This window comes from Clostridium sp. CTA-5 (assembly GCF_054768135.1).
Genome location: NZ_BAAAAT010000007.1, coordinates 16,261 through 30,602, shown reverse-complemented (window position 1 = coordinate 30,602; position 14,342 = coordinate 16,261). Strand labels below are relative to the sequence as shown.

At 29.8% G+C, this 14,342-nt stretch carries 13 protein-coding genes and 2 riboswitches; all 13 genes read left to right on the top strand.

All coding sequences use genetic code 11. The features are described 5' to 3' along the window. Positions 1-3: 3 nt before the first annotated feature. The 13 genes from ACYUET_RS13390 to ACYUET_RS13330 all read left to right on the top strand — a co-directional run bounded on the left by ACYUET_RS13390 (position 4) and on the right by ACYUET_RS13330 (position 14,312). On the top strand, positions 4-1,005 hold the full coding sequence (locus tag ACYUET_RS13390) for a V-type ATP synthase subunit C (protein ID WP_460280382.1): 1,002 nt from the start codon (positions 4-6) through the stop codon (positions 1,003-1,005). After that, a complete protein-coding gene (locus ACYUET_RS13385) occupies positions 998-1,309 on the top strand; it encodes a V-type ATP synthase subunit F (protein WP_460280380.1) in 312 nt (103 codons plus the stop codon). Before ACYUET_RS13390 ends, ACYUET_RS13385 begins: the two co-directional genes overlap by 8 nt. A 17-nt stretch (positions 1,310-1,326) precedes the next feature. Further along, positions 1,327-3,105: a V-type ATP synthase subunit A gene (locus ACYUET_RS13380; protein ID WP_460280379.1), complete on the top strand. Its 1,779-nt coding sequence runs from the start codon at positions 1,327-1,329 to the stop codon at positions 3,103-3,105. Next, a complete protein-coding gene (locus ACYUET_RS13375; protein ID WP_460280377.1) occupies positions 3,098-4,477 on the top strand; it encodes a V-type ATP synthase subunit B in 1,380 nt (459 codons plus the stop codon). The genes ACYUET_RS13380 and ACYUET_RS13375 overlap by 8 nt, the downstream gene beginning before the upstream one ends. A 3-nt stretch (positions 4,478-4,480) precedes the next feature. Beyond that, on the top strand, positions 4,481-5,122 hold the full coding sequence (locus tag ACYUET_RS13370; protein WP_460280375.1) for a V-type ATP synthase subunit D: 642 nt from the start codon (positions 4,481-4,483) through the stop codon (positions 5,120-5,122). Between the two features lie 369 nt (positions 5,123-5,491). After that, positions 5,492-6,442 carry an MraY family glycosyltransferase gene (locus tag ACYUET_RS13365; RefSeq protein WP_460280373.1) on the top strand — a complete coding sequence of 317 codons (951 nt, stop codon included), beginning with the start codon at positions 5,492-5,494 and terminating at the stop codon, positions 6,440-6,442. Positions 6,443-6,530: 88 nt separating this feature from the next. After that, positions 6,531-6,638: riboswitch (SAM riboswitch) on the top strand. Between the two features lie 82 nt (positions 6,639-6,720). Next, positions 6,721-7,608, top strand: a complete 888-nt coding sequence (metF, locus tag ACYUET_RS13360) for a methylenetetrahydrofolate reductase [NAD(P)H] (protein WP_460280371.1) — start codon at positions 6,721-6,723, stop codon at positions 7,606-7,608. Positions 7,609-7,619: 11 nt separating this feature from the next. Further along, the gene (locus ACYUET_RS13355) at positions 7,620-8,075 is read left to right on the top strand and encodes an S-ribosylhomocysteine lyase (protein ID WP_219778189.1); all 456 of its coding nucleotides are present in this window, start codon (positions 7,620-7,622) and stop codon (positions 8,073-8,075) included. Position 8,076: 1 nt separating this feature from the next. Then, positions 8,077-8,763 carry a methionine synthase gene (locus ACYUET_RS13350; protein ID WP_460280369.1) on the top strand — a complete coding sequence of 229 codons (687 nt, stop codon included), beginning with the start codon at positions 8,077-8,079 and terminating at the stop codon, positions 8,761-8,763. After that, positions 8,753-11,149 (top strand): homocysteine S-methyltransferase family protein, encoded by a 2,397-nt coding sequence (locus ACYUET_RS13345; protein ID WP_460280367.1) that lies wholly within the window; start codon positions 8,753-8,755, stop codon positions 11,147-11,149. Before ACYUET_RS13350 ends, ACYUET_RS13345 begins: the two co-directional genes overlap by 11 nt. Positions 11,150-11,305: 156 nt before the next feature. Next, positions 11,306-11,414: riboswitch (SAM riboswitch) on the top strand. 268 nt (positions 11,415-11,682) lie between these two features. After that, on the top strand, positions 11,683-12,753 hold the full coding sequence (locus ACYUET_RS13340) for a methionine ABC transporter ATP-binding protein (RefSeq protein ID WP_460280365.1): 1,071 nt from the start codon (positions 11,683-11,685) through the stop codon (positions 12,751-12,753). Between the two features lie 29 nt (positions 12,754-12,782). Beyond that, positions 12,783-13,463 (top strand): methionine ABC transporter permease, encoded by a 681-nt coding sequence (locus ACYUET_RS13335; RefSeq protein WP_460280363.1) that lies wholly within the window; start codon positions 12,783-12,785, stop codon positions 13,461-13,463. Positions 13,464-13,481: 18 nt separating this feature from the next. Beyond that, a complete protein-coding gene (locus ACYUET_RS13330) occupies positions 13,482-14,312 on the top strand; it encodes a MetQ/NlpA family ABC transporter substrate-binding protein (RefSeq protein WP_460280362.1) in 831 nt (276 codons plus the stop codon). The last annotated feature ends 30 nt before the right edge of the window (positions 14,313-14,342 follow it).

Here is a 14,342-nt window from a genome sequence, read left to right as displayed (position 1 = left end):
CTAATGGATGGAATGCAATTTAGTCAAGTTATACCAAGAATAAGGGTATATGAGACAAAACTCCTTGATAAATCAAAAATTGACAGAATGATTGATTCCAATTCTGCAAATGAAGCTTTAAAAGTGCTTCAAGAAACAGAGTATGCCAATGTTATGACAAATGTTAAGAGAGCAGAGGATTATGAATTAATATTAAGTGAAGAATTAAAAAGATTATTTCACGTAATGTATGATATAAGCCCAGTAAAGTCTCTTATAGACTTAATGAGTATTAAATATGATTATCAAAATATAAAAGTAATTTTAAAGGGTATGTTTCTTAAACAAGATCTATCGTATTTATTAATACATGTTGGAACTATAGAAGTTTCCAAATTAAAATATTTAATAGAAAATAACGACATAAGAGATTTATCTTTAGTTATGAGAGAAGGAATCGAAGAAGCAATAAATAACTTTAGTAATACTAAAGACCCTCAAATGCTTGATATTATTTTAGATAAATATATGTTTAAACAATTAGTACAAATTAAGAATGAAATAAAAGATGGCTTTGTTGATAAATATGTAGAAGCACTTATTGATTCTACAAATTTAAAAACTCTTTTAAGAGTAAAAAAACAAAACAAAGGTAGGGAATTCTTTGCTTCAGTTATTATTGAAGGAGGTTCTTTAGATAAGGATAAGCTATTAGGAATGCTAAATGATGTAGTAGAAAATATATCTACTAAACTTTCTTATACAGACTATGCAGAGTTTATTAAAAATGGTGTAGAATATTATACTAAAACAGGTTCAGTAAGTTTATTAGAAAAATTAGTTGATAACTACATCATGAGTATGATGAAGGATGCTAAGATAATACCTTTCGGTGTTGAACCTGTATTAGCTTATATTTATGCTAAAGAAACAGAAATTAAGATCATAAGAATTATAATGGTTGGCAAACTCAATAATATTTCTGCGGAAGTAGTAAGAGAAAGGCTGCGTGATATTTATGTATAAAAAAATAGGAGTAGTTGGAGATAAGGATTCAGTTTTAGCATTTAAAGCTTTAGGAATAGACGTTTTCCCAGTAGTTGAAGATAACGAAGCTAGAAAAACTATCGATAACTTAGCTAAAAATGATTACGCAGTTATCTTTGTAACAGAGCAAGTAGCTCAAGGTATCGAAGAAACAATAGAGCGATACAATAGAGAAGTACTTCCTGCTGTAATATTAATTCCAAGCAATCAAGGAACATTAAATATAGGTATGCAAAGAATTAGCGATAACGTAGAAAAAGCTGTAGGTGTTAATATTTTATAGGAAGGTAGGTTGGTAAGGTGAAGACCGGAAAGATAATTAAAGTTTCAGGACCTTTAGTAGTTGCTGAAGGTATGGATGAAGCTAATATATACGACGTATGTAAGGTTGGACAAAAAGGACTTATCGGAGAAATCATCGAAATGAGAGGCGATAAGGCATCAATTCAAGTATATGAAGAAACATCAGGAATAGGACCTGGAGATCCAGTTGTTACTACTGGAGAACCTCTAAGTGTTGAACTTGGACCAGGACTTATAGAATCAATGTTTGATGGAATACAAAGACCGCTAGATGCATTTATGGAAGCAGCTAAGTCAAACTTCTTAACTAAAGGGGTATCAGTTCCATCATTAAATAGAACAAGAAAATGGGAATTCAAACCAACAGCTAAAGTTGGAGATGAAGTTGCTTCAGGATATGTTATAGGAACAGTCCAAGAAACACCTGTTGTTGAACAAAGAATAATGATACCAGTAGGTATAGAAGGAAAAATTAAAGAAATCAAAGGTGGAGAATTTACAGTTACTGAAACAGTTGCTGTTGTTGAAACTGCTGATGGAGATAAAGAAGTGCATTTAATGCAAAAATGGCCAGTAAGAAAAGGTAGACCATATGCATCAAAAATTAATCCAGTTGAACCGATGCTTACAGGACAAAGAGTTATAGATACATTTTTCCCAGTTGCTAAAGGTGGTGCAGCTGCAATTCCAGGTCCATTCGGAGCAGGAAAAACAGTTACTCAACATCAAATTGCTAAATGGGGAGATGCTGAAATAGTTGTTTATGTTGGTTGTGGAGAACGTGGTAACGAAATGACTGACGTTTTAAATGAGTTCCCAGAACTTATTGACCCTAAAACTGGAGAAAGCTTAATGAAGAGAACAGTTCTTATAGCTAATACTTCAAACATGCCAGTTGCAGCTAGAGAGGCTTCAATATATACAGGTATTACAATTGCTGAATACTTCAGAGATATGGGATACTCAGTATCAATCATGGCTGACTCAACTTCAAGATGGGCAGAGGCTCTAAGAGAAATGTCTGGTAGACTTGAAGAAATGCCTGGTGATGAAGGATACCCTGCTTATCTTGGATCAAGACTTGCTGATTATTATGAAAGAGCTGGTAAAGTTGAGTGTTTGGGTAATGATGGAAGAGTAGGATCAATCACTGCAATAGGAGCAGTATCACCTCCAGGAGGAGATATTTCAGAACCAGTTACACAATCAACACTTAGAATTGTTAAAGTGTTCTGGGGTCTAGATGCTCAACTTGCATATCAAAGACATTTCCCATCAATTAACTGGTTAAGTTCATATTCATTATATGGAGATAAAGTTGATAACTGGATGAATGAAAATGTTGCAGAAGATTGGGGACAATTAAGATTAGAAGCTATGACTATACTTCAAGAAGAATCTAGTTTACAAGAAATAGTAAGACTTGTTGGTATTGATGCACTTTCAGAACAAGATAGATTAAAACTTGATGTAGCTAAGTCAATAAGAGAAGACTATCTGCAACAAAATAGTTTCCATGAAATAGATACTTACACTTCTCTTAAGAAACAATACAAGATGTTAAAACTTGTTATTGGATATAAGAGAGAAGCTGAAAGAGCATTAGAAGCTGGAGTTTACTTAAATGAAATTTTAGCTCTTGAAGATTTAAAAGATAGAATTGCAAGAAGTAAATATATCCATGAAAATGACTTAGATAAAATGGATGAAATTTTTACTGATTTAACAGCTGCAATTAATGATTTAATAAGCAAAGGAGGGGTAGCAAATGCTTAAAGAGTATAGAACAGTTACTGAAGTTGTTGGCCCTTTGATGGTTGTTGAAGGTGTTGAAGGCGTTAAATATGATGAATTGGTTGAAATAGAACTTCAAACTGGTGAAAAAAGAAGAGGTAAGGTTCTTGAAGTTAATGGATCAAAAGCAATGGTTCAAATTTTCGAAGGATCTACAGGAATAAACTTAAAAGGAACTAAAGCTAAGTTCTTAGGTAGACCACTTGAAATTGGTGTATCTGAAGATATGTTAGGTAGAGTTTTTGATGGTATGGGTAGAGCTAATGATAATGGTCCAGATATAATACCAGAAAAAAGATTAGACATAAATGGTGAAGCTATTAACCCAATGGCAAGAGATTTTCCATCAGAATTTATTCAAACTGGAGTTTCTGCTATTGATGGACTTAATACATTAGTTAGAGGACAAAAATTACCTGTTTTCTCAGCATCAGGACTTCCACATGCTGAATTAGCAGCACAAATCGCAAGACAAGCGAAAGTTTTAAATTCAGATTCTAAGTTTGCCGTTGTATTTGCTGCAATAGGTATAACATTTGAAGAAGCTCAATTCTTCGTTGATGAATTTAAATCTACAGGTGCGATTGATAGATCAGTTCTATTCATGAATCTTGCATCTGATCCAGCTATCGAAAGAATAGCTACTCCAAGAATGGCACTTACTACAGCTGAATATTTAGCTTATGAAAAAGGAATGCACGTTCTTGTTATAATGACTGATATTACTAATTATGCAGAAGCATTAAGAGAAATTTCAGCAGCTAGAAAAGAAGTCCCAGGTAGAAGAGGATATCCAGGATATCTTTATACTGACCTTTCTACATTATATGAAAGAGCAGGAAGATTAAGAGGAAAAGAGGGTTCAATCACTCAAATTCCAATACTTACAATGCCAGAAGATGATAAAACTCATCCAATTCCAGACTTAACAGGATATATTACAGAGGGTCAAATTATCCTTTCAAGAGAATTATATAAGAAAGGTTTAATGCCACCTATAGATGTTTTACCATCACTTTCAAGACTTAAAGATAAGGGTATTGGTAAAGGAAAGACTAGAGAAGACCATGCAGATACTATGAATCAATTATTTGCGGCATATTCACAAGGTAAGCAAGCAAAAGAATTATCAGCAATCTTAGGAGAATCTGCTTTATCAGAAACTGATAAGAAACTTGCTAAATTTGCAGAAGCGTTTGAAGCAGAATATGTATCACAAGGCTTTAATACAAATAGAACAATCGAAGAAACTCTAAACTTAGGATGGAAATTATTAAAAATGATTCCAAGAACTGAGCTTAAGAGAATTAGAGATGAATACCTTGAGAAATACATGCCAAGAGAGGAAGAATAGTCTATGGCAATTTTAAACGTCAATCCTACTAGAATGGAACTCTCTAGACTTAAGAAAAGATTAGCAACATCAACTAGAAGTCATAAGCTTTTAAAAGATAAACAAGATGAGTTAATGAGACAATTCATTAATCTTGTTAAATATAACAATAACTTAAGAAAAGAAGTTGAAGAACAACTACAAGGTTCTTTAAAAGATTTTGTTATGGCAAGAGCTGTAATGAGTTCTGAATTCTTAGAAGAAGCTATAGTATATCCTAAAGAGCATATTTCAGTTGAAGTTGGTGAAAAGAATGTAATGAGTGTATCTGTTCCTGTAATGAACTTCAAGAGAGAACTTGAAGGAGATGAAGGAAGCATATATCCTTACGGATTTGCAAATACCTCTTCAGAACTTGACGATACACTTTCTAAACTTTATGGAATTCTTCCAAAGCTATTAGAACTTGCAGAAGTAGAAAAGTCATGCCAACTTATGGCTGATGAAATAGAAAAGACTAGAAGAAGAGTTAATGCTCTTGAGTATAGAACAATTCCTCAACTTCAAGAGACAATAAAGTATATTAGAATGAGATTAGACGAAAATGAAAGATCTGCTACAACTAGATTAATGAAAGTTAAGAGCATGATTGAACAAAGAGCTTAAAATAGAAAGGACTTTTGGTTATATTACCAAAAGTCCTTTTAAATATATCAGTATTTTAAAGTTAAAAATAATTGTTAATTAGTATATAACAATTATTTTTTTATAAACAAAGATATTTACAAGAAAAGTTAATAGTTCTAAATAGAAATGTTAAATGGCTGTTTTGGTATTTTTACTTAAGTAATTAGAGCAAAGCAAAAATACTAATTATGGAATAATTTAAAAGCTTAATAATTTTGTAATTGCTATGATATACCTTTAATAGTATAATCAAATATGGGTAACTTCAACTAAGATTAGAATTACTTAGAAATTTTATTTAAAATAGAAATTATATAATACTTTCATACAACTAAGGAGTAGAGAAACATGCAATATATATTAGCAATGATAGTTCCATTTATATTGGGAATTATTATTATGCCACTTATTATGAAGTTGGCTATTAAGTTAAAATTTACAGATAAACCTACTAAGAGAAAGCAACATAAAAAAGAGACTCCATTATGTGGTGGACTTACTTTATATATAGTTTTTTTTATGGCTTATTTTTTATTTGTAAAAAATGATTTTAAGCAGCAAATAGTAATATTTTTATCATCAACACTTATATTATTAATAGGTCTTGTTGATGACTATTATAAAACGAGGCTAAAAGAATTTCCGATATTCCCAAGGTTGATAGTTCAGTTATTAGCTGCAATTCTTGTTTTTAATGCTGGCATTGCATTTAGAGGATTTACTAATCCATTTACTGGAGAGTTTGTATGGTTGAGTACAACTATTCAATTCTTTTTAACCATTACTTGGATTTTTGGGGTTACAACTGTAATAAACTGGTCTGATGGAATGGATGGTTTAGCTGGTGGCATTTCATTTATTTCAGCAATAACATTTTTTATTGCTGCGATAATATTAAAACAAGACATATCAGCTTCTATTTCAATAGTTTTAGCTGGATCTATATTGGGATTCTTATATTATAATAGATATCCTGCAAAAGTCTTTATGGGAGATTCAGGAGCAAATCTTTTAGGGTTTATATTAAGTATTACAGCTTTAGATGGTGCTTTTAAGCAGGCAACAGTGCTAAGCTTATTTATTCCTATTTTAGCTTTAGCTGTTCCTATTTTCGATAATCTTTTTGTAATATTTAAAAGATTTTCAGAGGGAAAACCTGTTTATCAAGCAGATAGAAGTCAAATACATTTTAGACTAGAAGAAAAGGGTTTTACACCTAAACAAGTAGTTAATTACATAATGATAATAAGTTTTATATTTAGTGCTATATCTATAACACTTTTACTTATTAAAATATAATATATTTTATATGACTTCTAGATTATAATTATGTTATTTCAAACAAAACTTTACAAACATTATAAAGTAATATATAATTAGAAATAATTTCTTATCAAGAGTGGTGGAGGGACTGGCCCTGTGAAACCCAGCAACCAATATATTTATTAATATATAAGGTGCTAAATCCTGCAGTGATTTGACTGATAGATAAGGGGAATTTTATTTTAGTATAAGTTTATTATGCCTAAAGGAAAAACCCTTTAGGCATTTTTTTTATTTAAAAAGGGGGCGAAAAAATGAAAATTAAAGATTTATTTAAAAATAAAAGGGTGGTTTTTTCTTTTGAAATTTTTCCACCAAAAGTAGATTCATCCATACAAACTATTTATAATACGTTAGAAGAGTTAAAAGGATTGAATCCAGATTATATAAGTGTTACCTATGGGGCAGGTGGCAGTATTAAAAATAATAGAACAATAGAATTATCTTCTCTTGTAAAAAATAAATATGGAATAGAATCAGTAGCACATTTAACTTGTATTGGTTCAACTAAAAATGATATAACCTATTATTTAAATGAATTGAAAAAGAATAATATAGAAAACATACTTGCATTAAGAGGAGATATACCAAAAGAGAAACAGGTCATAGGTGAATTAGTTCATGCTAATCAATTAATTAAACACATAAGTAATAATGGAGATTTTAATATAGCGGCAGCATGTTATCCGGAAGGCCATATTGAGCATAAAGGATTATATAGAGAAATTGAAAGTATAAAGAGAAAGGAAGACGCAGGAGCATCTTATTTTATATCTCAGTTGTTTTTTGATAACAATTTGTATTATAATTTTCAAGAAGAGGTTCATGCTGCTAATGTAAGGTTACCAATTCAAGCAGGGATTATGCCAGTAACTAATAAAAAACAAATAGAAAGAATTATATCTTTAAGTGGGGCATCACTTCCAGATAAATTTAAAAGAATAATGGAAAGATATGAACATAATCCTGAAGCATTAAGAGATGCAGGTATTGCTTATGCTGTAGAACAAATAGTAGATCTTATTTCTACAGGAGTGGATGGAATACATGTATATATTATGAATAATGCATATTTAGCAAAAAAAATAAGTAGTAGCATAGAAAACATTTTATCAACAGTTAACAAAATTGAGTTAGTTTAGGAGGATACACAATGAAAAAAGTAGAAAGTTTTGAATTAGATCACAGAAAGGTTAAAGCACCATATATAAGAAAATGTTGTTTGCTTAATGGAGAACTTGGTGATAAGGTAACAAAGTTCGATATAAGATTTCTTCAACCAAACAAAGAAGAGTTTGGAACAGCAGCAATGCATGGTCTTGAACATTTATTAGCACATGAACTTAGAGAAAAATTAGAAGGTATAATCGATTTATCACCTATGGGATGTAGAACAGGTTTTTATTTAAGTATATGGGGTGATAGAGAAGCCGCAGAAATAAAAGAAGCTTTAGAATGGGCATTAAAAAAAGTTGTAGAAGCAACAGAAATACCAGCAGCTAATGATATTCAATGTGGAAATTATAGAGATTTATCTTTATTTGGTGCAAAAGAATATGCTAAGGAAGCACTAGAAAGAGGTTTTTCACTTAACATATACGGAGAATAAAATGTTTAATATTAAACAACTAAAAATACCTAAGGATGAAGTCCTTAGGTATTTAGGTTATAAACAGCAAGAATTAAATGAATCAATGGATGAATTGATCAATAAATCTATAGAAGAATGTAAAGATTTAATAGTACCTAAATATGTTTATGCTCAGTATAAAAACCATAATGAAAAGGATGGTGTGCATATAGATAGAACTAATTTAATATTAAACGGTGAGGATATTAAAAATCATCTTCTTTATGCAGAGAAAACTTTTATCATAGCAGCAACTATAGGTAATAAAATAGAACAAAAAATTAAATTATATGAAACAACAAAATTAACAAAAGCTTTAATTTTAGATGCTTGTGCAACAACGGCAATAGAAGAAGTTTTAGATCAAATAGAAGAGAAAATAAGGTTAGATGCAAGAAAAGAAGGTCTTGCTATAACATTTAGATATAGTCCAGGGTATGGAGATTTATCACTAGATATTCAAAAGAATATAGTAAATACATTAAATGCAGATAAAACAATAGGACTTACAGTATCTTCACATCATTTATTATTTCCAAGGAAATCAGTAACTGCAATAATAGGACTTATTCCAAAGGAGAAAGAGGAAAAACAAAGAGGATGTGAAGTTTGTAAGAATTATAATAACTGTAATTTTAGGAGAGAGGGGACTAATTGTGGGGCTTAAAGAATTTATAAAAGATAATATACTTGTATTTGATGGAGCTATGGGGACAATGCTTCAAAAAGAGGGATTAAGGCTTGGCGAAAATCCTGAAATATTTAATATAAATGAAAAAGAAATTATAAGGAAAGTCCATGAAGAGTATATTAAAAGTGGAGCAATGGTTATAACCACTAATACTTTTGGGGCAAATGAATTAAAATTAAAGAATACTGGATTTACAGTTGAAGAAATTATAGATGCATCAGTAAATATAGCCAAAGAAGCGAGAAAAAATAATAATGTTTATATTGCTTTAGATGTAGGACCTATAGGTGAACTTTTAGAGCCTATGGGTACATTAAGCTTTGATAGAGCCTATGATATATTCAAAAGACAATTTATACAAGGAGAAAAGTCAGGCGCAGATTTAATCTTAATTGAGACTATGACAGACCTTTATGAAGCGAAGATAGCTTTATTAGCAGCAAAAGAAAATACTAATCTACCAATATTTTGTACAATGTCATTTGATGAAACAGGTAGAACCTTTACAGGGTGTACTCCAGAAAGTATGGCAGTTACTTTAGAAGGATTAAGAGCTGATGCTATAGGTGTAAATTGTTCTCTAGGACCAAAGGAATTACTCCCAATAGTAAAAAAAATAAAAGAATCAACTAATCTACCTATAATGACACAACCTAATGCGGGATTACCTAAATTATCTTTTGGCGAAGCAATATATGATATTACAGCTAAGGAATTTGCTTATTGGGTAAATGAATTTGTTAAAGAAGGTGTAAGTATAATCGGTGGATGTTGTGGAACTACACCAGAATTTATTAATGAATTAAGAATAATTGCAGATAATAATAAAAAACTAAAAAGAAACAAAATTGAGTTTTCATCTGTATGTACACCATCAAAATTAGTTAAAATTGAAGGGGTAAAGGTGATTGGTGAGAGAATAAACCCTACAGGAAAGAGGGTATTTAAAGAAGCACTTAAAAATAATGATATAGATTATATATTAAAGCAGGCTATAGATCAAGTTGAGGCAGGAGCAGAAATACTTGATGTAAATGTAGGACTACCTGAAATAAATGAAAAAGAAATGATGAAAAAGGTTATTAAAGAAATTCAGGGCATTATAGATACACCTCTACAAATAGATTCATCAAATATAGAAGCTATTGAAGAGGGATTAAGGATTTATAATGGTAAACCTATTATTAATTCTGTAAATGGAGAAGATGAGGTATTAGAAAAAATATTACCTTTAGTAAAAAAGTATGGAGCAAGTGTTGTTGGTCTTACTTTAGATAAAAAGGGGATACCTCCTACAGCAGAGGATAGATTTAAGATTGCTGAAAAGATAGTAAATAAGGCTAAAGAATATGGTATAGATAAAAATAATGTATTTATTGATTGTTTAGTGTTAACTGCATCTGCACAGCAAGCAGAGGTAAAAGAAACGTTAAAGGCTTTAAGAAGAGTAAAGGAAGAATTAGGTGTAAAAACTTTACTTGGAGTGTCTAATATATCTTTTGGATTACCATGTAGGGAACTTATAAATGAAACATTTTTAGCATTAGCATTAGCTAATGGTCTTGATCTTCCAATAATGAACCCTAATAGCATAGGAATGATGGATGTAATAAATTCATACAATGTATTAGCTAATATAGATAAAGGCTCAAAAAAATATATTTCTATATATGGAGATAGAAAAGTTGAAAGAAGCTTGAAATCTAATTCAGAAAAGGATATTGAACCAATTAAAAGTGAAAATATAGACTTAAAATATATAGTTATAAAAGGATTAAAAGATGAGGCTAAACAAGCTACGATAAATATTTTAAAAACAATGAATGAACTAGATGTAGTAAATAAAATACTTATACCTGCACTAGATTATGTTGGATTAAAATATGAAAAAGGAGAGTTATTTTTACCACAATTAATACAATCAGCTGAAACAGTTAAACAAGCATTTGGTATTATAAAAGAAAGATTAATTCTTAATAAGTCTAATAATATATCAAAAGGTAAAATAATATTAGCAACTGTAAAAGGTGATATTCATGATATAGGTAAAAATATAGTTAAAGTAATTCTTGAAAACTATGGATATCAAATCATTGATTTAGGCAAAGATGTGCCAATAGAAACAGTTGTAGAAGTTGCTTTAAATGAAAATATTAAATTGATAGGTTTAAGTGCATTAATGACTACAACATTAAAGAGTATGGAAGAGACAATTAAAGCATTAAAAGAGAGTGGATATTCTGGAAAAGTATTTGTAGGTGGAGCAGTATTAAATAAAGAATACGCAGATATGATAAAGGCAGATTATTATGCAAAAGATGCAAAAGAATCAGTAGAAATAGCTAAAAAAATATTTAAATAATTTTAAAAATAGTATTATACTATAATATTAATACTTAATTAAAAAAATATAAATTTTAATTATAAAAAGTATTGACAACATGGAAAATTATAATTATAATGTAAATTATTAAATACCTAGTTATTTAAAGGGAAAACATAAAATTAAATATTTTTTATCTTATCAAGAGAAACTGAGGGACTGGCCCTATGACGTTTCAGCAACCACATGCAGCGAGCATGTAAAGGTGCTAATTCCAGCAGAACGTTGTTCTGGAAGATGAGAGTGCTATAAGAAATTAATGTATTTTAGTACAGTTTTTTATAAATCCTCTTCTTCGAAGAGGATTTTTTTTATTCTTTAAAAAATTTATTATTAAAAAGTTGTGGATAACTCAAATTATATTTTATTTAAAGGTTAAGAAATAAAAACTAAAGAACAAAAAGGAAATATATTCCTTTAAGAACTTATATTTCTAAAGAAGATGTGGATAATTCAGATTATATTTTTATTTCTCAAATAACTAAGTAAGTATAAATTAAGGAGGGACAAGAATGATATGGCTAAAGAATATTAAAAAAATTTATACAAATGGAGATAGCAAGGTGGAAGCCTTAAAAGGAATTAATCTCCAGATTAAAGATGGTGAGATTTATGGAATTATAGGATATAGTGGAGCTGGTAAAAGTACTTTGATTAGATGTATAAATTTATTGGAAAAGCCTACTTCAGGAGATGTAATTGTAAATGGTAAAAACTTAACGCAACTATCAACAAAAGGACTTAGAAAAAGCAGAGAAAAAATTGGAATGATATTTCAAAATTTTAATCTTATGAGTAGTAGAACTGTATTTGAAAATGTAGCTTATCCTTTAAAAGGAAAAGGATTGAGTAAGCAAGAGATAAAAGACAAAGTACTAACTCTTTTAAAACTAGTAGAACTTGAACAAAAAGTTGATGTTTATCCTTCACAGTTAAGTGGTGGACAAAAGCAAAGAGTGGGTATTGCAAGAGCTTTAACTAATGATCCTGAAGTACTTTTATGTGATGAAGCAACCTCAGCTTTAGATCCACAAACTACTAGGTCAATTTTAAAATTGCTTAAGGATATTAATGAAAAACTAAAATTAACTATAGTAATCATAACACATCAAATGGAGGTCGTTAAGGAAATTTGTCAAAAGGCAGCAGTAATTGATGGAGGAGGGATAGTAGAACAAGGATCTGTAATAGATATATTTACAAATCCAAAAGCGGATATAACAAAAAGGTTTATAGGTTCACTATTTCAATATGAAAAGATTTATGATTTTCTTAAAAAAGAAAATTTTGCTTTTAATGAAATTACAGAAGAAGAGAAGATAGTAAGAATAGCATTTACAGGAGAAAAAACAGGTCATGCGTTCATTTCTAAAATTTCAAGGAAGTTTAGAGTGGAAGCTAGTATATTATTTGGAAATATAGAAATCATTCAGAACATTCCAATTGGTAATTTGATAGTAAAAATTAATGGATCTAATGAGGGCATAGAAAATTCAATAAAATATTTAGAAGAAAACAATATTTCTATAGACATAATAGATGTTGAAAAAGATGATAGAAAATTAAAAGTTAGTATTAATTAAATGTCAAAAACTTTGTGGGGGCGATAAAAATGATTAAATATTTAAACAATATAGCACCAAATTTAGTAGAACTTTATCCTGATATGATAAAAGCATTATTTGAAACTTTTTATATGGTAGCTATTTCAGGAATTATATCAGGGATTATTGGAGTTATTTTAGGAATTACATTGGTGGTTACCAAAGAAGGAAATATATTAGAAAATAAGATTATTAATAATATCCTTGCAAAAATAATAAATGTTTTTAGGTCTATACCATTTGTTATTCTTCTTGCAGCTATTATTCCGGTTACAAGACTTTTGGTAGGTACTACTATAGGCACAAATGGAGCTATTGTTCCACTTATATTTGGATGTACTCCTTTCTTTGCAAGACAAATTGAATCAGTTCTACTTGATATAGATAAAGGAGTAATTGAAGCGGCACAAGCTATGGGTTCAAGTTCTTTAGAAATTATTTTTAGAGTAATGCTAAAAGAAGGACTACCAGGTATTATCCATGCTGTGACTATAACAATTATCAGTCTTATTGGATCATCAGCTATGGCAGGTACTGTTGGAGGGGGTGGACTTGGAGATTTTGCAATACGCTATGGATATCAATATTTTGAAACTGATATTATGGTGGCTACAATAATTGTACTTTTAATTATTGTTAATATTATCCAATTTTTTGGAGATAATTTATCAAAATTAGTAACACATTAATTTTTAGGGGGAATAATCATGAAAAAACTTACAGGTATATTTTTAGCAATAACATTATCTTTAGGACTTTTATCAGGTTGTGGAGTAAACAGTGGTTCACAGCAAACTAGTTCTAATGAAAAACAGGTAGTGAAAATAGGGATAATAGGTGATGATCATAAGGTATGGGAAAAAGTCAAAGAAAAGGTTGAAAAAGACAATGTTGATTTACAGATAGTTAGTTTTTCAGACTATATACGTCCTAACTTAGCACTTGACCAAGGAGAAATTGATTTAAATGCATTCCAACATCATGCTTATTTAGATAAATTTAAAGAAGAACATAATTTACAAATTACTTCTATAGGAGATACTGTACTTGCACCTCTTGCCGTTTATTCAAAAACTTTAAAATCTGTTAAGGATATTAAAAATAGTGACAAAATAGCTATTCCAAATGATGCAACTAATGAAGGTAGAGGATTAAACTTGTTACAGACTGCAGGATTAATAAAATTAAAAGATGGAGTTGGAAATTTACCAACAATTAAGGATATAGTAGAAAATCCAAAAAACATTCAATTTGTAGAGCTTGCCTCAACTCAAATTCCAAGATCACTTCAAGATGTTGATGCAGCTATAATAAACAGTGGAGTTGCAATAGATGCTAAACTTAATCCAGTTAAAGATTCAATACTTATAGAAGATGTTTCTAATGACAAGGCTAAACCTTATATAAATGTAATAGTTGCTAGAGAAAAGGATAAGGATAATGAAGTTTATAAAAAAGTAGTTAAAGCTTATCAAAGTGATGGTATAAAGCAGTTTATACAAGAAGTATATAAGGGTGTTCAAGTACCCGTATTTTAAAGAAAAAGGTTTTAAGAAGGAGCTTTTGAT